The sequence below is a fragment of the Xanthomonas sp. NCPPB 3569 genome, assembly GCF_041475645.2.
Classification (GTDB): Bacteria; Pseudomonadota; Gammaproteobacteria; order Xanthomonadales; family Xanthomonadaceae; genus Xanthomonas; species Xanthomonas phaseoli.
Genome location: NZ_CM192969.1, coordinates 3,458,088 through 3,477,902 on the forward strand (window position 1 = coordinate 3,458,088; position 19,815 = coordinate 3,477,902).

Sequence of the window (19,815 nt, forward strand, 5' to 3'; positions counted from 1 at the left end):
CAGACCGAGCGACAACCTATCAGGGCTTGCCAGCAGCCTTGTCATCGCCGGTCATGAACACCGTGCGGCAATCCACGCGAATCTGCTGGTCGTTCTTGCGCCAATAGAACAGGTCGCAATGGCGCTTGCCTTCGACGGTCTTCTTCACAGCCACTGCATAGAACGACTGCGCGATCTCTTCGCGGCTGGCAGTGCCGTCGTTGTTCCAGTCCATGTCCTTGAACTCCACGCCCTGGGTGATGGCCATGCCCACGCTCCAGGCATAGGCCAGCCACGCCAGGATCAGCACGATCACGCCGAGCAGGATCTTGCGCCGGGTGGTGAAACGGCCGCGCAGGATCATGCGGTGCGCTGAATGGTCGCGCCCAGCGCCCCCAGCTTCTCCTCGATGTTTTCGTAGCCACGGTCCAGGTGGTAGATGCGATCGATGGTGGTGTCGCCATCGGCGACCAGGCCCGCCAGGATCAGCGATGCCGACGCGCGCAGGTCGGTCGCCATCACCGGCGCGCCGCTCAGGCGTTCGGCACCGCGCACGATGGCGGTGTGGCCTTCGACCTGGATATCCGCGCCCAGGCGCAGCAGCTCGTTGACGTGCATGAAGCGGTTTTCGAAGATGGTTTCGTTGATCACGCCCACGCCATCGGCCACGCAGTTGAGCGCCATGAATTGCGCCTGCATGTCGGTGGGAAACGCCGGGTACGGCGCGGTGGTCAGGCTGACTGCGCGCGGACGCTTGCCCTGCATGTCCAGCGTGATGCTGTCGGCGGTGGTGGTGATGGTGGCGCCGGCCTCGGTCAGCTTGTCCAGCACCGCATCCAGCGTTTCCGGGCGCGCGCGGCGCACGGTGACGCTGCCGCCGGTCATCGCCGCGGCGACCAGGAAGGTGCCGGTTTCGATGCGGTCGGGCAACACCGCGTGATGGCCGCCGCCCAGGCGCTCGACGCCCTGCACCACGATGCGCGGCGTGCCGGCGCCTTCGATCTGCGCACCGAGTGCGATCAGGCAGTCGGCCAGGTCGGTGACTTCCGGTTCCATCGCCGCGTTTTCCAGCACCGTGGTGCCTTCGGCGAGCACGGCGGCCATCAGTACGTTCTCGGTGCCGGTGACGCTGACCATGTCGAACACGTAGCGGCCGCCCTTCAGGCGCCCGTTGCTGGTGGCCTTGATGTAGCCGTTCTCCACGCTGATCTCGGCACCCAGCGCCTGCAGGCCCTTGATGTGCTGGTCCACCGGGCGCGAGCCGATCGCGCAGCCGCCGGGCAGCGACACTTCGGCAGTGCCGTAGCGCGCCAGCAGCGGGCCCAGCACCAGGATCGAGGCGCGCATGGTCTTGACCAACTCATAGGGCGCGACCTGGTGCGTGACCGAGCGCGGGTCGACCAGGATCGAGCGGCCCTTGGCCAGCGTGCCTTCGTCGATGGTGACCTCGGCGCCCAGCTCGCTGAGCAGCTTCACCGTGGTGATCACGTCGTGCAGGTGCGGCACGTTGCTGATTTCCACCGGCGCATCGGCCAGCAGGGTCGCGCACAGGATCGGCAGCACTGCGTTCTTGGCACCGGAAATATTGACTTCGCCATGCAGCGCTTGGCCGCCGGTCACTACGATTTTTGCCATGGGAATCTGAGAAATCCGAAAGTAGAAAGGATGTCGGGGGAATGAGGAGAGGGACGTGTCGACCGTAGTGCACGCGGCGCGCGGTGAAACCGGGGGATCGAGCGGCGCCGGGTACGGCCCGGGACGCGCTGGATACCGTGACTGCGTGAGCGTGGACGACACCAGCCGAGGAATGCAGGTGCATAACGCTTACCGCCCCTGCCCTGCACACCGCTTTCGGCCCAGCCCGCCTGATGGCGAGCGCGGCGGCTGCGTTCAGCCTTCCTCGGGCGTCAGGGTCTTCAGCTGCAGCGCGTGGATCGCCCCACCCATCAGATCGCCCAGGGTGGCGTAAACCATACGATGCCGCGCCAGCGGGGCCTTGCCGGCAAAGGCCGGGCTGACCACGGTGGCCTCGAAGTGCACGCCGTCGTCGCCGTGCACGTCGACGCGGGCTTCGGGCAAGCCGGATTCGATGAGTTTACGGATGGTTTCGGCGTCCAAAGGGCGTTTCCTCATAAAATGAGCGCACATTCTACTCTTCACCCGAGTCCTGCATGGCTGTCTCGCACTTGCCCTCCGCCACCGTCAGCGACGCCAGCCTGGTCGCCAGCGGCCAGCGCGTGCTGGAGATCGAGCGCGAGGCCCTGGCCAGCGTGGGCGCACGCATCGGCAGCGAGTTTGCCGCGGCCTGCCGGCTGGTGCTGGCCTCGCGCGGACGGGTGGTCGCCACCGGCATGGGCAAGTCCGGCCATGTGGCGCGCAAGATCGCCGCCACCCTCGCCTCGACCGGCACGCCGGCGTTCTTCGTTCACCCCGGCGAGGCCGGCCATGGCGACCTGGGCATGATCACCGAGGCCGACATCGTGCTGGCGCTGTCGTACTCCGGGGAATCGGACGAAGTGCGCATGCTGCTGCCGGTGCTCAAGCGCCAGGGCAACCCGATCATCGCCATGACCGGGCGCGCCAGTTCCACCCTGGCCCAGGCCGCCGACGTGCACCTGGACGTCAGCGTCTCCGCCGAGGCCTGCCCGCTGCACCTGGCCCCGACCTCCAGCACCACCGCCTCGCTGGCGATGGGCGATGCGCTGGCGGTAGCGCTACTGGATGCGCGCGGCTTCACCGCCGACGACTTCGCCCGCTCGCACCCGGCCGGCAGCCTGGGCCGGCGCCTGCTGCTGCACATCACCGATGTGATGCACGCCGGCGAGGGCCTGCCGCGTGTGCGCGAAGACGCCAGCCTGAGCGAGGCGTTGATGGAAATGAGCCGCAAGCGGCTGGGCATGACCGCCGTGGTGGACGCCGACGACCGTCTGATCGGCCTGTTCACCGACGGCGACCTGCGCCGTGCGCTGGACAGCGACATCGACGTGCGCAGCGCCGGCATCGCGCAGGTGATGACGCGCAACCCGCGCACCATCGGCGCCGACCAGCTGGCCGCCGAGGCCGCGCGGCTGATGGAGGACTACAAGATCAACGGCCTGATCGTGGTGGATGCGCAGCACCGCGCGGTGGGTGCATTGAACATTCACGACCTGTTGCGCGCCAAGGTGGTTTAACAGGTTCAGTTTTCAACCGCCGGACCCCGTTCTCACCGATTCGTGCCGATGCCCTATTCCCCTTTGCAGCACCTTCCCGCCGAGCTGATCGAGCGCGCCGCGCGCGTCCGCCTGGCCTGTTTCGACGTCGACGGCACGCTGACCGACGGCCGCCTGTACTACGACCACGCCGGTCACGAGAGCAAGGCGTTCAATGTGCTCGATGGCCAGGGTCTCAAGCAGCTCGATCACGCTGGCATCCATGTCGCGCTGATCACTGCGCGCGCCAGCCTGTCGGCGGAAAAGCGCGGCCAGGATCTGGGCCTGCATGTGCAGATCGGGGTCAAGAACAAGCGCCTGGCGGTGCTGGCACTGTGCCAGGAGCACGGCCTGTCGCTGGACCAGGTGCTGTTCATGGGCGATGACCTCCCCGACCTGCCTGCCCTGCTCGCAGTCGGCCTGCCGGTGGCGCCGGCCAACGCGCACCCTTGGATCGCCGAGCGCGTGCAGTGGCATACCCGCGCCCGTGGCGGCGAAGGCGCCGCGCGCGAAGTCTGCGATGTGGTGCTGGCCGCACAAGGCCAGGTCGAACGCATCATCGAAGGGTTCTCGGCATGAATTGGAGCTGGCGCACCACCCTGGGCGTGGTGCTGTTCGTCGCCGCCGTCGTCTCCGGCTGGTCGGCCTGGAAGCAGCGCGCGCGCCCGGCCGCCGCGGCCGTGCAGGAGTCCGGCGCCGACTACATCCTGCGCGACTTCGAGTTGATCGCCCTGGACAAGCAGAGCGGCAAGGAATCGATGACGCTGCGCGCACCGGAGATGCATCGCAACCGGGCCGACCAGACCGCCGACATCACCACGCCGGTGTTCCTGATGCCCGATAACGCCAACCTGCCGTGGACCCTGCGCTCCAAGACCGGGTGGGTCAACCCGGACGGCACCCAGCTGCGCCTGCGCGGCGATGTCGAGGGCGATAGCCCCACCGGCGGCGCCACTCCGCCAACCACGTTCCGTACCCAAAGCCTGGACGTGTTCCCGCAACAGAACATCGCCAAGACCGACGCGCCGGTGACCATGACCCGCCCGGGTATCATGCAGAGCGGCGTCGGCTTCGAAGCCGACCTCAAATCACGCCAGTACAAGCTCCTCTCTCAGGTCAAGACCCGCTATGAACCGAATGCTGCCCGCTAAACTGGCGTTTGCCGCACTGCTGCTGCCTGCACTGGCAATGGCCAAGACCAGCGATCGCAACCAGCCGATGGCGATCGACTCCAATGCCAACGATTGCAACATGCTCGACGACAGCGGCAAGTGCCGTTTCAGCGGCAATGTGGTGATCACCCAGGGCACGCTGGAAATCCACGCCGACACCGCCGATATCTTCCAGAAGAACGGCCAGACCGATCGCGTGGTGCTCAACGGCAAGCAGGCAACGCTCAAGCAGGAGATGGACGACGGCGCGATGATGCACGGCCAGGCCGACAACATCGAATACAAGGTCGCCGACGAAATCATCATCCTGACCGGCAATTACAAGGTCGATTCGCCCAAGGGCACCAACGCCGGCCAGCGCATGGTCTACAACACCAAGACCGGCAACATGCAGAGCGGCGGCGACGGTAGCCGCGTGCGCACCATCATCCAGCCCAAGACCGCAGCTCCGGGAGCAGCGGCGCCTGCTGCCGCACCGGCGACCAACCCGGCCCCGGCAGCCGCCAAGCCCGCTGCCAAGCCGCAGGGGAAGAAGTAATGCTGGTCGCCACCGGTCTGCGCAAGAAGTACAAGCAACGCGAAGTGGTCAAGGAATTCGGCCTTACGCTCGAGGCCGGCGAGGTGGTGGGCCTGCTCGGCCCCAACGGCGCCGGCAAGACGACGTGCTTCTACATGATCGTGGGTCTGGTCGAAGCCGATGCCGGGCGGATCGAATTGGACGGCCGCGACCTCACTGCCGAGCCGATGTACGCACGCGCCAAGCTGGGCGTCGGCTACCTGCCGCAGGAACCCTCGATCTTCCGCAAGCTCACCGTGGCCGACAACATCCGCCTGGTGCTGGAGCTGCGCGAGGAACTCGACAACGCCGGCCGTGAGAAAGAACTGGTCTCGCTGCTGGAAGAGTTGCAGATCACCCACGTGGCCGATCAACTCGGCGCCAGCCTCTCCGGCGGCGAGCGGCGCCGCTGCGAGATCGCACGTGCGCTGGCGGCCAAGCCGCGCATGATGCTGCTGGACGAACCCTTCGCCGGCGTGGACCCGATTTCGGTCGGCGAGATCCAGCGCATCATCATCCACCTCAAGGAGCGCGGCATCGGTGTCCTGATCACCGACCACAACGTGCGCGAGACCTTGGGAATCTGCGACCGCGCGTATATCCTCGCCGAGGGGGGCGTGCTGGCGCAGGGGGCACCGGACACGCTGCTAGCCAATCCCGACGTCCGTCGCGTGTATCTGGGGGAAACTTTCCGCCTTTGAGCGCGTCGCCGCGCCAACGCTTTTTCCAGTCAGTGCCCGCATGAAAGCCCGGCTCCAGACATCGTTAGGACAGCAGTTGGTCATGACGCCGCAATTGCGTCAGGCGATCAAGCTATTGCAGATGTCCACCACCGAGCTGGAAGTGGAAATCGCCGAGGCCGTTGAAACCAATCCGCTGCTGGAGTGGGCCGACGAAGCCGCGTATGCGGCCAGCGACGTCGCGGTGGACGCCTCGCCGTCCGCGTCCGCCGAAGCACCTCAGCGCGAAGAAGTCGCGCCTGCCGAGCGCGACGAGGATTGGTCGCAGGACGAACTGCAGTGGACCGGCTCGGGCAGCGGCGGCAGCTTCGACGACGACGAGTCCGGCGATGCCGCAGAGCGCGTGGCCGAATCCGAAACACTGGCCGACCACCTCTTGTGGCAGCTGCATCTGTCGCCGCTGTCGCCGCGCGACCGCCAGATCGGCGCGATGCTGATCGACGCGCTCGACGAAAACGGCTACCTGCGCGAACCGCTGTCGGCCATTCTCGAAACCCTGGCGCTGGGCGCAGCGGTCGACGAGGCCGATGTGCTCACCGTCCTGCATCAGATCCAGCGCTTCGACCCGGTGGGCGTGGGCGCGCGCACCCTGGGCGAATGCCTAGCGTTGCAGCTGGGGGTGCTCGATGCGGACACGCCTGGCCGGGAGCTGGCGCTGCAGATCGTTGCCGGCCCGCTGGAACGGCTGCCGCGCAGCGGCGTGACCGGGCTGGCCCACGAGCTCAAGCGCTCCACTGCCGATGTGGAACAGGCGGTGCAGCTGGTGCGCTCGCTGGACCCGCGCCCGGGCAAACAGATCGGCGACCTGTCGCAGGACACCTATGTCGTGCCCGATTGCGTGATCTGGCGCCAGCGCGGGGTCTGGCGGGCCGCGCTGGCCGGCCGCGCGCAGCCCAAGGTCACCATCCACCGCGGCTACGAAAACCTGATCCGCAGTTGCGGCGAGTCCGACGCCGGCTACCTGCGCGGCCAGTTGCAGGAGGCACGCTGGTTGCTCAAGAGCCTGGAGGCGCGCGGCGAGACCCTGCTGCGGGTGGTGCGCTGCCTGCTGGAACACCAGGCCGGGTTCCTGGAGTTCGGCGCGCAGGCCTTGCGCCCGCTGACGCTGCGCGAAATCGCAGGCGAGCTCGGGCTGCACGAATCCACCATTTCCCGCGCGATCGCCCGCAAGTACGTGCGCACCCCGCGCGGGACCATCGCGCTGCGCGCATTCTTCGCCTCCGGCATCGACACCGACAGCGGCGGCGAGGCCTCCAGCACCGCCATCCAGGCCATGATCCGGCGCCTGATCGACGCGGAAAACCCGCGCAAACCGCTCTCCGACGCCAAACTGGCCGACCTGCTGAAAACATCCGGCGTACCAGTGGCGCGGCGCACCGTTGCGAAGTATCGTGAGGCCATGAACATTTCCGCCTCCCACGAACGCGTGCGCATCGCCTGACGTTGCAACCACCGCAACGCCGGCATGCGCCGGGTTTGTCGGATCACCGGAACGGTTCATTGGCCCACCGACCAATGGAGGTATCCGATGCGTATCGAGACGTATGGCCACCAGCTTGAAGTGACCCCCGCCCTGCGGGAGTACGTGGCAAGCAAGCTGCAGCGATTGCAGCGCCATTTCGACCAGCACTGCGAAGTCCGAACGCAGCTGGCCGTCCGCAAGCCGGACCACCACGTGGTCGCCACCGTCAACCTTCCCGGTCGCACCCTGCACGCAGATGCCAGCGGCTCCACCATGTATGCGGCCATCGACCTGCTGGTCGACAAGCTCGACCGCCTGGTCCTCAAGCACAAAGAGAAGAAATGTAACCACCACGCCCGCGAGGTGCGCGACAATCCTGCGTGACGCTTCCCGCTTGATGCCCTCATGCCCTTAACCGATCTGATGGCGGCCGTGCGCACCCTGGTGTCGCCGGCCGCCGATCGCGACACCGTCCTGCATGCCGCCGCCGACCTGCTCTCCTGTCGTCAGGCCGGCGCCGACGAGCTCTACGCCAACCTGTGCGAGCGCGAGGCCCTGGGCAGTACCGCCATTGGCCACGGCATCGCCATTCCGCATGGGCGCTGCCCCAATCTCACCGAGCCACGCGGGGCCTTGCTGCGGCTGGCCACGCCGGTCTCCTTCGGCGGCGACGAGCCGGTGGACCTGGTGTTTGCCATGGCCGTGCCGGCGCACTACACCCACCAGCACCTGATGCTGCTGTCCGAGCTGGCCGAACGATTCTCCGATGCCGACTTCCGTCGAAACCTGCGCGCCGCACCCAATGCCGATGCCCTGATGGCGCTGCTCGCCGACGTGCCGCCCACGCAGGCGAGTGCGGCATGAATACCAGCATCACCGCACGCGAACTGTTCGACCAGCAGCGCGACAAGCTGGCCCTGCGCTGGGTCGCCGGTCCCAAGGGCGAGCACCGCGAGATCCAGGCCGGCAGCAACAACGCGCGGCGCCCGTCGCTGGCCGGCTACCTCAATGTGATCTATCCCAACAAGGTGCAGATCTTGGGCACCGAGGAACTGGCCTGGCTGGACTCGCTGGATGCGCGCCAGCGCTGGGAAACCATCGAAAAGATCATCCAGGTGCAACCGCTGGCGCTGGCGATCAGCAAGAACCAGTCCTGCCCGGAAGATCTGCGCGCGGCGGCCGACGAATCCAATACGCCGCTGTGGATCTCGTCCAAGCGCGGCCACGAACTGCTCAACCACCTTTCCTACCATCTGGCGCGCACGCTGGCGCCACGGGTCACGCTGCATGGCGTGTTCATGGAGATCTACTCGATCGGCGTGCTGATCACCGGCGAAGCCGGCTCGGGCAAGAGCGAGCTGGCGCTGGAACTGCTCAGCCGCGGCCACCGGCTGGTGGCCGACGATGCGCCCGAGTTCACCCAGATCGCGCCCGACGTGCTCGACGGTACCTGCCCCGAATTGCTCCAGGATTTGCTGGAAGTGCGCGGCCTCGGCGTGTTGAATGTGCGCGACATGTTCGGCGACACCGCGGTGAAGAAGAACAAGTACCTGCGCCTGATCGTGCACCTGACCCGGCCGATGACCGAGCCCACGCCGTCCGGCTACGAGCGTCTGACCGGCGACTCCGGCAGCCGCCATGTGCTGGACCTGGACGTGCCGCTGATCACCCTGCCGGTGATGCCCGGCCGCAACCTGGCCGTGCTGACCGAAGCGGCGACCCGGCTGCATATCCTGCGCACCAAGGGCATCGACCCGGCCGCGATGTTCATCGCCCGCCATAGCAACCTGCTGGAGCGACGCACGCCATGAGTATCGCGCCCTCCACGCTGATGATCGTGAGCGGGCTGTCCGGCTCGGGCAAATCGGTCGCGCTGAAGACCTTCGAAGACCTGGATTACTACTGCTCGGACAACCTGCCGGTGGAGCTGCTGCCGGACTTCGTCAAAAGCCGCCTGCGTGGCAACCCGATCGGCGACCAGCGCCTGGCGGTGGGCATCGATGTGCGCAGCCGCAGCGACCTGACCCAGCTGGCGCAGTGGCGCCAGGCCGCGCAGGAATACGGCATCGAGGCGCGGCTGCTGTTTTTCGAGGCCAGCGACGAGGCGTTGATCAAGCGGTATGCCGATACCCGTCGCCGCCACCCGCTCAGCCATCTCGGCCTGGCATTGCCGGAAGCGATCACCCGCGAGCGCCAGTTGACCGAACCCTTGCGCACGCAGGCCGATGCCGTCATCGACACCAGCACCCTCAACGTGCATCAATTGCGCCGCCGCGTGGTCACCGAGTTCGCGCTTGGTTCCCATGATCGGCTGTCGCTGCTGTTCGAATCGTTTGCCTACAAGCGCGGCGTGCCGGCCGAAGCCGACTTCGTGTTCGATGCGCGCGTGCTGCCCAATCCGCATTGGGATCCGGAGCTGCGCCCGCTGACCGGCCGCGATGCCGGCGTGCGCGACTATCTGGACAACGAGGCCGACGTGCAGCGTTACAGCGCGCAGATCGTGGACCTGCTCGACACCTGGCTGCCGCGGCTGCGCAACGACACCCGCAGCTATGTGACCATCGCCTTCGGCTGCACCGGCGGCAAGCACCGCTCGGTGTACATGGCCGAACGCATGGCCCGACATGCGCGCGAACAAGGCTGGCCGGAAGTGGCGACGTTTCATCGCGAGCAGGACTGAGGGGCTGGGATTCGGGATTCGGGATTCGGGATTCGGGATTCGGGATTCGGGATTCGGGATTCGGGATTCGGGATTCGGGATTCGGGGATCGGGAATCGGGAATCGTTGCAGCGGCATCCTGCGAGGTAAGCGTGCTTTACCTACGTTGAGGACGAGACGCTCGCTGGCCTTATTCTTAGGTTGGAGTGCTTGCGCGCTGGCTGGCGTGTGGCGGACGCTGCGCAGGCCAACGACGCTGTAGCTGGTGCGACTGGATCGCCGACGTTCCCGAAAGCCGCTTGGCGTTCTCGTTCGGCGCGCCATGCAACGCTGCACGACCGATGCGCTGTCGCCGTCACCACCAATGCGTCGTGGTATTCCGCCGTGCATGGCGACATGTCCCCGCGCGCTGCAGGGAAACGGCAGCGCTCGCTTGCGCTGCAGGCCGTACTGCTGGCGCTGCGCACGTCGCGGATCGCGCCACGCCGGCAGCGCACGATGGCGCACATGCTGCCGCCGCGTCGCTGCCGCGGTCCTAAACGGCTATTCAGTTCGCAACGCATCTGTGTAGGCAGACGCTATCGCGCAGTCATGCTGACCTGTTAACGTTTCGACATGGCCTGTGGCATTCTCCTCATTACTCATCCCGGCATCGGCGCGGCGTTGTTGAACGTGGCGACGGGGCTGTTGCGGCAATTGCCGTTGAAGACCGAAGCATTCGAGGTGCCCTTCGATGCAGACCTGGACGCGTTGCTGCCCCAGGCATCGTCGGCGATGCGCCGGGTCGACAGCGGTGACGGCGTGCTGGTCATGACCGACCTGTACGGCGCCAGCCCCAGCAATCTGGCCAACCGTCTGGCCAAGCTGGGCACACCGGTTCGCCGGGTGTCCGCACTGAGCCTGCCGATGCTGCTGCGCGTGATGAACTACCCCGAACAAGGATTGCAGGAGCTGCCCGCCACTGCGGCGGCCGGTACCCGCAACGGAGCGATCATCGACGATGCTTGAACGCGAACTCATAGTTTCCAACCGACTCGGACTGCATGCGCGGGCCACCGCCAAGCTGGTGCAGACGTTGTCGTCGTATCGCAGCAACGCCACCCTGGCGGCCAAGGGGCGCGAGGTGAATGCCAAGAGCATCATGGGCGTGATGTTGCTGGCCGCAGGCCAAGGCACCAGCGTGGTGGTGCGGCTGGATGGCGAAGACGAAGCCGAGGCCTTGCAGGCGCTGGTGGACCTGTTCGAGCGCCGTTTCGACGAGGACAGCTGAGCATGCGCGGCGTCGGTGCCGTTGCGACCGACACGGCGCCGCTGCGCCAGGGACGCGCATGAGCCTGCGCCTGCGCGGACATGGCGCTGCACGCGGCAACGCGCTTGGCCGCGCACGCGTGCGCCAGAGCCATACCCTGGAAGTGGCCGAACAACGCGTGCCCGCCAGTCAGGTGGAAACGCAGCTGCAGCGCCTGCATGTAGCCATCGCCTCGGCACGGGTCGAGATGCAGCAGCTGCGCGATCGCCTGCACGGCGCACTGGCGAGCGAGGTCGGCGAATTCCTCGAGTTGCATGCATTGCTGCTCGATGACCCCGAGCTGCTGAAAGGCCTGGATGAGCTGATCCGCACCCACCGCTACAGCGCCGACTATGCCTTGCGTGTGCAGCGCGACCGTCTGGCGGCAGTGTTCGACGGGATGGAGGATGCATATCTCAAGAGCCGCATGGACGATCTGGATCACGTGATCGGTCGCATCCACGCGTTCTTGCACAAGCGCGCCCCCGACCTCAAGGGTGTGGCCGGCGAGATCCTGGTGTGCGACAACGTGGCACCTTCCGAGCTGGCGCAGCTGCAGGCACAAGGCGTGGTCGGCATCGTCACCACCGCCGGCAGCACGCTGTCGCACAGCGCGATCCTGGCGCGCAGCCTGCACCTGCCGTTGGTGGTGGGCGTCGGCGAGGCGCTGCAGCGCATCGAAGATGGCGATGTGTTGATTGTCGATGCCGGCTCGGGCCAGGTGATCGTCGACCCCAAGCCCGAACATCTGCGCGACTACCGCGAGCGCCTGCGTGCGCTGGCCAAGGAACAGCGCGAGCTGGGCCGGCTGCGCTCCAAGCCCACGCGCACGCGCGACAACGTCGACATCACCCTGCTGGCCAACGCCGAATCGCTGGAAGACGTGGCCAACGCGCATGCGCTCGGCGCCAGCGGCCTGGGCTTGTACCGCACCGAATTCCTGTTCCTGCAGCGCAACGAGCTGCCGGACGAAGACGAACAGTTCCACACCTACCGCGACACCGTGCTGGGCATGAGCGGCCGCCCGGTCACCATCCGCACCCTGGACCTTGGCGCCGACAAGGCCGACCGCACCGGCCTGACCTTGAGCGATGAGGACAACCCGGCGCTGGGCCTGCGCGGGGTGAGCCTGTCGCTGGCGCGGCCGGCGGTGGCACAGGCGCAATTGCGCGCGATCCTGCGTGCGTCCGGCTATGGGCCGGTGCGCATCCTGGTGCCGATGGTCAGCGGCCGCGAAGAAATCCTGCAGCTGCGCAAGCAGTTGAAGAAGCTCACCGCGCAGCTGCGTGCCGAAGGCCACGAGATCGCCGAGCATATTCCGCTGGGTGCGATGATCGAGGTACCGGCTGCGGCATTGGCGCTGGACTGCTTCATCGACGATATCGATTTCCTGTCCATCGGCACCAACGACCTGGTGCAGTACCTGCTGGCGGTGGATCGCAACAACGAGGCGCTGGGCGAGCTGTATTCGCCCCTGCATCCCGCCGTCCTCCGACTGATCGCCCAGGTCATCGCCACCGGACGCACCTGTGGCAAGCCGGTCGCGGTGTGCGGCGAAATCGCCGGCGATCCGCGCTTCGTACCGATGCTGCTGGCATTGGGGCTCACCGAGTTCAGCCTGCATCCGGCCACCCTGCTGGAAGTGCGCCGCGCGGTGCGCGACGCCCACCTGGGCGAGTTGCGCGTGCACGGCGAAAAATTGCTGCGCGCCCGCGATCGCAAGGGCATCGAGAAATGGCTGGCCGGCCATGCGCAGACCATGTTGCGTTAACGCCACAGGCGACGGTGAGGTCTCACAGAGACCTCATGACAACTCGAAAATCACCATGGGACCAGTGGGCCGAGCTCAACGAGATCGAGTACAAGCTCAAAAGCGACAGTGAGGTGCCACCCGAGGATGGCTGGACCGATGATCAGCGCATCATGGCAACCGTCAACCAAGTCCATTTTCGCTCATACCGCATCGAGCGGCGACAAGACATCCTCTTTACCCCATTGCGACGGCAACAGACTGCCCAAAGGGTTGACCGCGTGATGCTGATTACGGCTGTGATGCTGTTGCTATACGTGCTGCTGAGGTAAGCCCTGACAGTCCATTCAAGCCGGAACCGCTGTGCGTGTCGGCGTACTTCAGGCAACTTCGCCCCCGCGCACGCAGCGATACGAAGAGTTGGCCACGCGTAGCAGCTTGCGCACGCCTCACGTCGTTGGTCCGATGCGGCGGACTCCCGCGCAATAGACGCACCAATTCAAGTCGCATTCGGCATCACTTCGGCAATCCGCACGCATCCGGCACGCCCCTGTATGTTTCGTCACCATACGCAAGCGATAATGCCTTGCTGACCCAGCACCGCGTCCTTGACTGATGGCGCGTCCACTCTTCCGGGAAGCCGCGCATGGCCGAAGCCGTCCGCCACGACAAAACCGCGCGCCAGCTACGCCTGCTGTCCGACGCGCTGGATAGCGGACGCCTGGGGCCGGTACGCCGGTTGGTCAATACGCTGGCGCCGGCGGAAATCGGCAACCTGCTCGAATCGCTGCCACCGGGCAAGCGCGAAGTGGTGTGGGGGCTGGTCGATCCGGAAGACGATGGCGAGGTGCTGCTGCACGTCGGCGACGAAGTACGCGAAAGCCTGCTGGCCGACATGGACCCGGACGAGATCGTGGCTGCGGTCGAAGACCTGGACATCGACGATCTGGCCAACCTGGTCGAAGACCTGCCCGACACCGTCATCGATGAAGTGCTCAAGTCGATGGACCGCGAAAACCGCGAGCGGCTCGAGCAGGTGCTCTCGTATCCGGAAGACACCGCCGGGCGCCTGATGAACCCGGACGTGGTCACCGTGCGCGCCGACGTCAATGTGGATGTGGTGCTGCGCTATCTACGCCTGCGCGGCGAGCTGCCCGACCACACCGATCACCTGTACGTGGTGAGCCGGCGCCACCAATACCTGGGCCGCGTGCCGCTGGCGGCGCTGGTCACCCACGAAGACAGCACGCCGGTCAACCGGCTGATCGACGACGAGCAGCCGGCCATCGATGTCGGCGATGGGTCCGACGAGGTGGCGCGGCGCTTCTCCGACCACGACTGGATCTCCGCACCGGTGGTGGACGACAACAACATCCTGCTCGGCCGCATCACCATCGACGACGTGGTCGACATCATCCGCGAGCAGGCCGAGCACCAGGCCATGAGCGCGGCCGGCCTGGACGAAGACGAAGACATGTTCAGCCCGGCACGGCGCGCATTCCGGCGCCGCCTGATCTGGCTGAGCATCAATCTGTGCACCGCGTTCCTGGCCTCCAGCGTGGTCAGCAGGTTCGAAGGCACCATCGAAAAACTGGTGGCGCTGGCGGCGCTGATGCCGATCGTGGCCGGCATGGGCGGCAATGCCGGCACCCAGGTGCTGGCCCTGATGGTGCGCGGTCTGGCACTGGGCCAGATCGGCTCCTCCAACGTGATGACCTTGCTCAAGAAAGAGCTCACTGTCGCGCTGATCAACGGGCTGTGCCTGGGCATCGGGCTTGGCTTGATCGTGCTGGCCTGGTTCCGGCAACCGATGCTCTCGCTGGTGATCGGCACCGCGTTGACGGTGAACATGCTCACTGCCGCCTTCGGCGGAGTGCTGGTGCCGGTGACCCTGAAACGGTTGGGCTTCGATCCGGCATTGGCCGGTGGCGTGATCCTGACCACCCTGACCGACGTGATGGGCTTTCTGAGCTTCCTGGGCCTGGCCACGTTGATCCTGCTGCCCTGACCTGCGCTACCCGCCCGGCGGCCACGCAGGCGATGACGACAAGCAGATGAATATTCGACAGGAATCGCCTCGCCTCGACACGCCAACGCACCGGCATGCGGTAATACTGCATAGATGTGATCGGTCGGGAGAGCTGCGTGATTCGTCGTTGTCTTGTTGTCATTGCCATTGCGCTGCTGCTGGCCGGCTGTTCCAGCATGGCTGAGCGCCACCACGACCAGCGCCGCGGCCACTTCGTCACCCGCACGCTGAAAATGGAAGGGCGCCTGTACCGCTATCAGGTGTTCGTACCCGCGTCCAAGGTGCCGCAGCCGCGGCCCATCGTGCTGTTCCTGCATGGCTCGGGCGAGCGCGGCGACAATGGGCGCGATCAGGCCGAAGTCGGCCTGGGCCCGTACTTGAGCGAACACACCGCCGACTTCCCCGCGCTTGTCGTATTGCCGCAAGTGCCCAATGACGAAGAGTGGATGGGCGTCAATGCGCGCATGGCGATCGCGGCGCTGGATGCGGCCAGTGCCGAGTTCGCTGCCGACCCGCAGCGCACCTACCTCACCGGCATTTCAATGGGCGGCTATGGCGCCTGGGAAATCGGGCTGATGCAGCCGCAACGGTTTGCGGCGATCGTGCCGATCTGCGGCGCACTCAAGGCACCGCGCGATGAACGCCGCACCTTGTACGTGAGCCTGGTAGCGAAGGAAGCGGACCCGTACACCGCGGCAGTGACGCAACTCAAGCACGTGCCGATCTGGATGTTCCATGGCGCCAAGGACGATTCGGTGCCGCCGCACGACGACCGCGCGCTCTACCGGGCCGCGAAGGGCGTCGGCGCCAATGTGCGTTACAGCGAATATCCGCAAGGCAACCACAATGCCTGGGACGCGACCTATGCGGATCCGGCGATGTGGGAATGGATGTTCAAGCAGCGCCTGCGCTGACGCTGTGCAGCGCCACGCGGGCACCGCGCCCGCGTGCGGGCATGACACGGCCAATGCGCCTCAGTGGTGATACCCGGTGTCGGCGGTGATCTTGCCGCGGAAGACGCGGTACGACCATACCGTGTAGCCCAGGATCAGGGGCAGCAGCATGACCAGCCCCACCATCGCGAACAGCTGCGAAGACGGCGGCGCGGCAGCCTGCCAGATGGTGTAGACCGGCGGCACCAGATACGGCCACATGCCCAGCACCAGGCCCAAAAAGCCCAGTACGAACAAGCCCATCGCCAGCAGGAAGGGCAGCGCGTCCGAGCGCGCGGACTCGCTCGCACGCCATAGCGCAACGCCCACGATGGCGACCAGCAGCGGCACCGGCATCAGCCACAGATAGTGCGTGCCATTGAACCAGCGCTCCATCACATGCGACTGCAGCGAGGGCAACCAGGCGCTGACCAGGCCGATGAAGATCAATACGCTGATGGTCAACGGCCGGCTCAACTGCCGCGCCAACTGCTGCACGTGGCCCTCCGTCTTGAGAATCAGCCAGGTACTGCCGAGCAGCGCATAGCCGAACACCAAGGCGGCGCCGGTCAGCATCGCGAATGGGCTGAACCAGCCCCAGATGCCGCCGACGTAGCGGTCGTTCTCGATCGGCAGCCCCTGCACCAGCGCGCCCAGGATCACGCCCTGCGCGAAGGTGGCCAGGATCGAACCGCCGGCAAACGCATTGCTCCACAAGCGCCGCGAGCGATGCGCCTTGAAGCGGAATTCGAATGCAACGCCGCGGAACACCAAAGCCATCACCATCAACAGCACCGGCAGATACAGCGCCGACAAGATCACCGCATACGCCTTGGGAAATGCGGCCAGCAGCCCTGCCCCGCCGAGCACCAGCCAGGTTTCGTTGCCGTCCCAGATCGGCGCGGCGGTGTTCATCATCAGATCCAGCTGCGCTTCGTCCTTGCGGAACGGCGCCAGGATGCCGATGCCAAGCACGAAGCCGTCCAGCACGACGTACATCAGCACCCCGAAGCCGATCACCGCAAACCACGCCACCGGCAATATGCTCGTCATCTCCATCATGCAGCTCCGTCGATCGATTCGTCGGCCGCCGACAGCGGGCGTGCGGGCGTGTGTTCGCCATGATCCAACTGCGGCGCATCATGCGGTGTCGGTCCGATCTTGCCGATCTTGACCAGATACCAGATGCCCCAGCCGAACACGAACGCGTAGCCGGCGACATACACCGCCAGCGAAATGGCGGTCATCAGCGCAGACTGCGGGCCCACCGCGTCGGCGGTGCGCAACAAGCCGTAAACCACATAGGGCTGACGGCCGATTTCGGTGACGAACCAGCCCGAAACCAGCGCGATGAAGCCGCTCGGCAACATCCAGCGCCACACCGCCAGCAACCAGCGCCACTGCACCAACTTGCCGCGCCACAACGCGAACGCAGACACCCAGGCCACGAGCAGCATCATTGAGCCGATCCCCACCATGATGCGGAAGGCGAAGAACACCGGCGTCACCGGTGGGCGCTCGCTTGCCGGCACCGACGTCAGCGGCGCGATGCTGCCATCCGGGCGATGGGTCAGGATCAGGCTGCCCAGGCGCGGAATCGCCACCTCATAGTCGTTACGCTCGGCCTGCGCGTTGGGCAACGCAAACACCACCAGCGGGAACCCCTCGCCCGGCTTTTCGGCATGCCAGTGCGCTTCCATCGCCGCGATCTTCATCGGCTGATGCTTGAGCGTGTTCAAGCCGTGCATGTCGCCGACGACGATCTGCAGCGATACGGCAATCGCGGCAAACACCACGGCCAGCTTGAGCATGCGCAGCCCTGCCTGGCGGTGCACGCCACGATGCAGATACCACGCGCCCACGGCACCCACCACGAAGCAGGTGGTGATGAACGAGCCCAGCGCCATGTGCGCAAGCCGATACGGGAAAGAAGGGTTGAAGATGATCTGCAACCAGTCCACCGGATGCACCACGCCGCCGCTGACCTCATAACCGGCCGGGGTCTGCAACCAGCTGTTGGACGACAGGATCCAGAACGTGGAAAACAACGTGCCCAGCGCCACCATGCAGGTGGCCAGGAAATGCAGGCGCTCGGAAATGCGACCCCAGCCGAACATCATCACGCCCAGGAAACTGGCTTCCAGAAAGAACGCGGTGAGTACTTCATAGCTCAGCAGTGGCCCGATCACGCCACCGGCCACGCGGCTCAATTCCGGCCAGTTGGCCCCGAACTGGAAGGCCATCACGATGCCGCTGACCACGCCCATGCCGAAAGACACCGCAAAGATCTTCTGCCAGAAAAAATACAGCTCGCGCCAGACCGGCAGGCGGGTGCGCAACCAGCGCCATTCCAGAAACGCCAGCAGGCTGGAAAGCCCGATGGTGAATGCCGGAAACAACACGTGGAACGCGATGACGAATCCGAACTGGATCCGCGATAACAGCAGTGCGTCCATGGAGAACCCTCCAGGAAAAAGTGATCGTCGGCGTGCAGGTCGCAGGGCGATCGCCGGGATGCACTGCATCGGGCGATCGCGCGCACGCTGCTGCGCTACGCGATCATGATAGGGACGGTCGGGCCCGTTCCCGATGCGACACGGCGTCGCATCTGCGACAAATTGCCGCCCTTGTACTGCAGAGCGCCGCATCACACGCCATGCAGTGCAGTGCACCGAAGCGGCCCAATCGCGCGAACGCTGTCACTGCGATACGCCGCGCGCCAGTCATTGCACGTCGACAGGCGGCGCAACCCGCCATGCCGGTGCCGTCCAACCGGGTCGCCGGAACGCTATGGCCGCACCCGCTCCCAGATGCGCAGGAAGTTGCCGCTATACACATCCACGATGCGTTGGGTGGGCCAGCCGGCATCCAGCATCGCCTGCGTGAGCTTGGGCAGATCCGCCCCGCTGCGCATCCCGGTCGGCACGCTGGAAATGCCGCCATCGAAATCGCTACCGAAACTCAGGTGTTTCCATGGATCTTCGACGATCCCTATGGCGGCAATCTGCCGGGCAAACGCTTCGTAGTACGCAACGACAAAGGCAAGATCGGCATCCATGTCCGGCGTGCCATCGGCCAGATAGACGTGTTGCAAGAAGTACGGCGCCAGGATGACGCTGATGCAGCCACCGGTCTGCACGATGGCACGGATCGCCGCATCGTCGAGCGCCCGGTCCAGGTGACGCGAGGGCCGCGTTTCCACACCACGCGTGACGCTGCGCGATGCGCCATGCGAGACGAAGGCCGGCACGTTGCGACGGATGCAGATGCCGCAGGCGTCAAGGATCCCCTGGCTCGAGGTATGCGAAAGATCCACCAGAAGCCCGGCATCGATGCAGCGCTCCACCACCTGCCGGCCAAACGCCGTCAGCCCCGCACCCTTCTTCTCGCGCCACGGATTGAGCGATGCATAGCCGGCCTGGGAGATGTCGGTATGGCTGAAATGGTTGAGCGTCAGATAGGCGGCGCCGGCCTTGGCCGCACTGTCCAGACGCGCCAGCCGCAGCGCCTGGCTGCGGACACCGCGTGGTCCAAGCATGTGCGCACCCTCCAACGACAGGATGGCGCAGCACAGACCCACTGCGCGAATCGCGCGTAGCTCGGCGGCGCTGCGTGCCAGCCGCATCCGCCCATCGCTCGCCGCCACCATCTTCTGGACATAGCGCCGATGCGCCACCCAGTGCTTCCAGGGGTCGAGAAAAGGCACACCGATGAGGTTTTCCCACAGTGCGTGGGCGCTGAAACAGGCACCGCCATAGCCGCCGGCAAGAAAGTCTGGGCCGCTCACGTGGTACATCAGCGGTTGGTTGCGACCTCTCGGCGAGGTCTTGGACATCAACCAGAGGATCGCAGAACGCCGATGCGCTTTCCAATCGCCCTTCCAGAAATCGAAGCCGCCCAGCCGCGACAGATACAGCGAATCCAGATGCGTATCGACCGGACACGCCAATGCATGCACTGCGTCCAGCGTGCGCGGCGGAGCCAAGTCAGCCAGGTTGTCGGAGGAAACTGCATGCATGGGCGAACCCCGGCAATGACGTCTGAAGAAGTCACCCAT

The 19,815-nt window shown here is 65.8% G+C and carries 22 protein-coding genes; 16 read left to right on the top strand and 6 right to left on the bottom strand.

The genetic code is table 11. The features are described 5' to 3' along the window. Positions 1-19 precede the first annotated feature (19 nt). The 3 genes from ACCQ03_RS15085 to ACCQ03_RS15095 form a co-directional block, all read right to left on the bottom strand. The gene (locus ACCQ03_RS15085; RefSeq protein WP_017157707.1) at positions 20-343 is read right to left on the bottom strand and encodes a hypothetical protein; all 324 of its coding nucleotides are present in this window, start codon (positions 341-343) and stop codon (positions 20-22) included. After that, a complete protein-coding gene (murA, locus tag ACCQ03_RS15090; RefSeq protein ID WP_017157708.1) occupies positions 340-1,614 on the bottom strand; it encodes a UDP-N-acetylglucosamine 1-carboxyvinyltransferase in 1,275 nt (424 codons plus the stop codon). Before murA ends, ACCQ03_RS15085 begins: the two co-directional genes overlap by 4 nt. Before the next feature lie 255 nt (positions 1,615-1,869). Then, on the bottom strand, positions 1,870-2,097 hold the full coding sequence (locus ACCQ03_RS15095; RefSeq protein WP_057679285.1) for a BolA family protein: 228 nt from the start codon (positions 2,095-2,097) through the stop codon (positions 1,870-1,872). A 53-nt stretch (positions 2,098-2,150) separates the two neighbouring features. Between ACCQ03_RS15095 and ACCQ03_RS15100 the strand changes: the two genes are divergently transcribed. The 16 genes from ACCQ03_RS15100 to ACCQ03_RS15175 all read left to right on the top strand — a co-directional run bounded on the left by ACCQ03_RS15100 (position 2,151) and on the right by ACCQ03_RS15175 (position 15,740). Beyond that, positions 2,151-3,152, top strand: a complete 1,002-nt coding sequence (locus ACCQ03_RS15100) for a KpsF/GutQ family sugar-phosphate isomerase (protein ID WP_057679286.1) — start codon at positions 2,151-2,153, stop codon at positions 3,150-3,152. Between the two features lie 48 nt (positions 3,153-3,200). Then, entirely contained in the window at positions 3,201-3,749 is a 549-nt protein-coding gene (locus ACCQ03_RS15105) for a KdsC family phosphatase (protein WP_007964352.1), read from the top strand. After that, positions 3,746-4,321: an LPS export ABC transporter periplasmic protein LptC gene (gene lptC / locus ACCQ03_RS15110; protein WP_150146662.1), complete on the top strand. Its 576-nt coding sequence runs from the start codon at positions 3,746-3,748 to the stop codon at positions 4,319-4,321. Before ACCQ03_RS15105 ends, lptC begins: the two co-directional genes overlap by 4 nt. Then, complete coding sequence (gene lptA, locus ACCQ03_RS15115; protein ID WP_081022747.1) at positions 4,299-4,880, top strand: lipopolysaccharide transport periplasmic protein LptA; 582 nt, start codon at positions 4,299-4,301, stop codon at positions 4,878-4,880. Before lptC ends, lptA begins: the two co-directional genes overlap by 23 nt. Further along, positions 4,880-5,599 (top strand): LPS export ABC transporter ATP-binding protein, encoded by a 720-nt coding sequence (gene lptB / locus ACCQ03_RS15120; RefSeq protein WP_008572666.1) that lies wholly within the window; start codon positions 4,880-4,882, stop codon positions 5,597-5,599. The genes lptA and lptB overlap by 1 nt, the downstream gene beginning before the upstream one ends. Before the next feature lie 40 nt (positions 5,600-5,639). Next, positions 5,640-7,079, top strand: a complete 1,440-nt coding sequence (locus tag ACCQ03_RS15125) for an RNA polymerase factor sigma-54 (RefSeq protein ID WP_057679289.1) — start codon at positions 5,640-5,642, stop codon at positions 7,077-7,079. Positions 7,080-7,166: 87 nt separating this feature from the next. After that, positions 7,167-7,484, top strand: coding sequence for a ribosome hibernation-promoting factor, HPF/YfiA family (gene hpf / locus ACCQ03_RS15130; protein WP_005913379.1), 318 nt, complete (start codon positions 7,167-7,169; stop codon positions 7,482-7,484). Positions 7,485-7,505: 21 nt separating this feature from the next. After that, on the top strand, positions 7,506-7,964 hold the full coding sequence (locus tag ACCQ03_RS15135; RefSeq protein WP_017157714.1) for a PTS sugar transporter subunit IIA: 459 nt from the start codon (positions 7,506-7,508) through the stop codon (positions 7,962-7,964). Next, positions 7,961-8,911, top strand: a complete 951-nt coding sequence (hprK, locus tag ACCQ03_RS15140) for an HPr(Ser) kinase/phosphatase (RefSeq protein WP_003487845.1) — start codon at positions 7,961-7,963, stop codon at positions 8,909-8,911. The genes ACCQ03_RS15135 and hprK overlap by 4 nt, the downstream gene beginning before the upstream one ends. Then, positions 8,908-9,780, top strand: a complete 873-nt coding sequence (rapZ, locus tag ACCQ03_RS15145) for an RNase adapter RapZ (RefSeq protein ID WP_017157715.1) — start codon at positions 8,908-8,910, stop codon at positions 9,778-9,780. Before hprK ends, rapZ begins: the two co-directional genes overlap by 4 nt. A gap of 594 nt (positions 9,781-10,374) precedes the next feature. Beyond that, the gene (locus tag ACCQ03_RS15150; RefSeq protein ID WP_017154797.1) at positions 10,375-10,767 is read left to right on the top strand and encodes a PTS sugar transporter subunit IIA; all 393 of its coding nucleotides are present in this window, start codon (positions 10,375-10,377) and stop codon (positions 10,765-10,767) included. Beyond that, entirely contained in the window at positions 10,760-11,029 is a 270-nt protein-coding gene (locus ACCQ03_RS15155) for an HPr family phosphocarrier protein (RefSeq protein WP_005913389.1), read from the top strand. Before ACCQ03_RS15150 ends, ACCQ03_RS15155 begins: the two co-directional genes overlap by 8 nt. A 58-nt stretch (positions 11,030-11,087) precedes the next feature. Next, entirely contained in the window at positions 11,088-12,818 is a 1,731-nt protein-coding gene (ptsP, locus tag ACCQ03_RS15160; RefSeq protein WP_209225911.1) for a phosphoenolpyruvate--protein phosphotransferase, read from the top strand. A gap of 14 nt (positions 12,819-12,832) precedes the next feature. Next, the gene (locus tag ACCQ03_RS15165) at positions 12,833-13,129 is read left to right on the top strand and encodes a hypothetical protein (protein WP_209225909.1); all 297 of its coding nucleotides are present in this window, start codon (positions 12,833-12,835) and stop codon (positions 13,127-13,129) included. A gap of 314 nt (positions 13,130-13,443) precedes the next feature. Beyond that, entirely contained in the window at positions 13,444-14,805 is a 1,362-nt protein-coding gene (gene mgtE, locus ACCQ03_RS15170) for a magnesium transporter (RefSeq protein WP_003487859.1), read from the top strand. A gap of 110 nt (positions 14,806-14,915) precedes the next feature. Next, positions 14,916-15,740: a carboxylesterase family protein gene (locus tag ACCQ03_RS15175; protein ID WP_017154793.1), complete on the top strand. Its 825-nt coding sequence runs from the start codon at positions 14,916-14,918 to the stop codon at positions 15,738-15,740. 60 nt (positions 15,741-15,800) lie between these two features. On the opposite strand, the gene cydB is transcribed toward ACCQ03_RS15175, so the two are convergent. The 3 genes from cydB to ACCQ03_RS15190 all read right to left on the bottom strand — a co-directional run bounded on the left by cydB (position 15,801) and on the right by ACCQ03_RS15190 (position 19,776). Beyond that, a complete protein-coding gene (gene cydB / locus ACCQ03_RS15180) occupies positions 15,801-16,817 on the bottom strand; it encodes a cytochrome d ubiquinol oxidase subunit II (RefSeq protein ID WP_057679294.1) in 1,017 nt (338 codons plus the stop codon). Then, positions 16,817-18,214 carry a cytochrome ubiquinol oxidase subunit I gene (locus tag ACCQ03_RS15185; protein ID WP_209225906.1) on the bottom strand — a complete coding sequence of 466 codons (1,398 nt, stop codon included), beginning with the start codon at positions 18,212-18,214 and terminating at the stop codon, positions 16,817-16,819. The genes cydB and ACCQ03_RS15185 overlap by 1 nt, the downstream gene beginning before the upstream one ends. A 332-nt stretch (positions 18,215-18,546) precedes the next feature. Then, entirely contained in the window at positions 18,547-19,776 is a 1,230-nt protein-coding gene (locus ACCQ03_RS15190; protein WP_209225904.1) for a dipeptidase, read from the bottom strand. Positions 19,777-19,815: the final 39 nt, after the last annotated feature.

Coding starts and splice junctions, on each gene's coding strand:
- ptsP (WP_209225911.1), top strand. CDS start 11,088: ATGAGCCTGCGCCTGCGCGGACATGGCGCTGCACGCGGCAACGCGCTT.
- ACCQ03_RS15155 (WP_005913389.1), top strand. CDS start 10,760: ATGCTTGAACGCGAACTCATAGTTTCCAACCGACTCGGACTGCATGCG.
- hprK (WP_003487845.1), top strand. CDS start 7,961: ATGAATACCAGCATCACCGCACGCGAACTGTTCGACCAGCAGCGCGAC.
- ACCQ03_RS15150 (WP_017154797.1), top strand. CDS start 10,375: ATGGCCTGTGGCATTCTCCTCATTACTCATCCCGGCATCGGCGCGGCG.
- lptA (WP_081022747.1), top strand. CDS start 4,299: ATGAACCGAATGCTGCCCGCTAAACTGGCGTTTGCCGCACTGCTGCTG.
- ACCQ03_RS15125 (WP_057679289.1), top strand. CDS start 5,640: ATGAAAGCCCGGCTCCAGACATCGTTAGGACAGCAGTTGGTCATGACG.
- cydB (WP_057679294.1), bottom strand. CDS start 16,817: ATGGAGATGACGAGCATATTGCCGGTGGCGTGGTTTGCGGTGATCGGC.
- murA (WP_017157708.1), bottom strand. CDS start 1,614: ATGGCAAAAATCGTAGTGACCGGCGGCCAAGCGCTGCATGGCGAAGTC.
- mgtE (WP_003487859.1), top strand. CDS start 13,444: ATGGCCGAAGCCGTCCGCCACGACAAAACCGCGCGCCAGCTACGCCTG.
- ACCQ03_RS15185 (WP_209225906.1), bottom strand. CDS start 18,214: ATGGACGCACTGCTGTTATCGCGGATCCAGTTCGGATTCGTCATCGCG.
- hpf (WP_005913379.1), top strand. CDS start 7,167: ATGCGTATCGAGACGTATGGCCACCAGCTTGAAGTGACCCCCGCCCTG.
- rapZ (WP_017157715.1), top strand. CDS start 8,908: ATGAGTATCGCGCCCTCCACGCTGATGATCGTGAGCGGGCTGTCCGGC.
- lptC (WP_150146662.1), top strand. CDS start 3,746: ATGAATTGGAGCTGGCGCACCACCCTGGGCGTGGTGCTGTTCGTCGCC.
- ACCQ03_RS15100 (WP_057679286.1), top strand. CDS start 2,151: ATGGCTGTCTCGCACTTGCCCTCCGCCACCGTCAGCGACGCCAGCCTG.
- ACCQ03_RS15105 (WP_007964352.1), top strand. CDS start 3,201: ATGCCCTATTCCCCTTTGCAGCACCTTCCCGCCGAGCTGATCGAGCGC.
- ACCQ03_RS15085 (WP_017157707.1), bottom strand. CDS start 343: ATGATCCTGCGCGGCCGTTTCACCACCCGGCGCAAGATCCTGCTCGGC.
- ACCQ03_RS15190 (WP_209225904.1), bottom strand. CDS start 19,776: ATGCATGCAGTTTCCTCCGACAACCTGGCTGACTTGGCTCCGCCGCGC.
- ACCQ03_RS15135 (WP_017157714.1), top strand. CDS start 7,506: ATGCCCTTAACCGATCTGATGGCGGCCGTGCGCACCCTGGTGTCGCCG.
- lptB (WP_008572666.1), top strand. CDS start 4,880: ATGCTGGTCGCCACCGGTCTGCGCAAGAAGTACAAGCAACGCGAAGTG.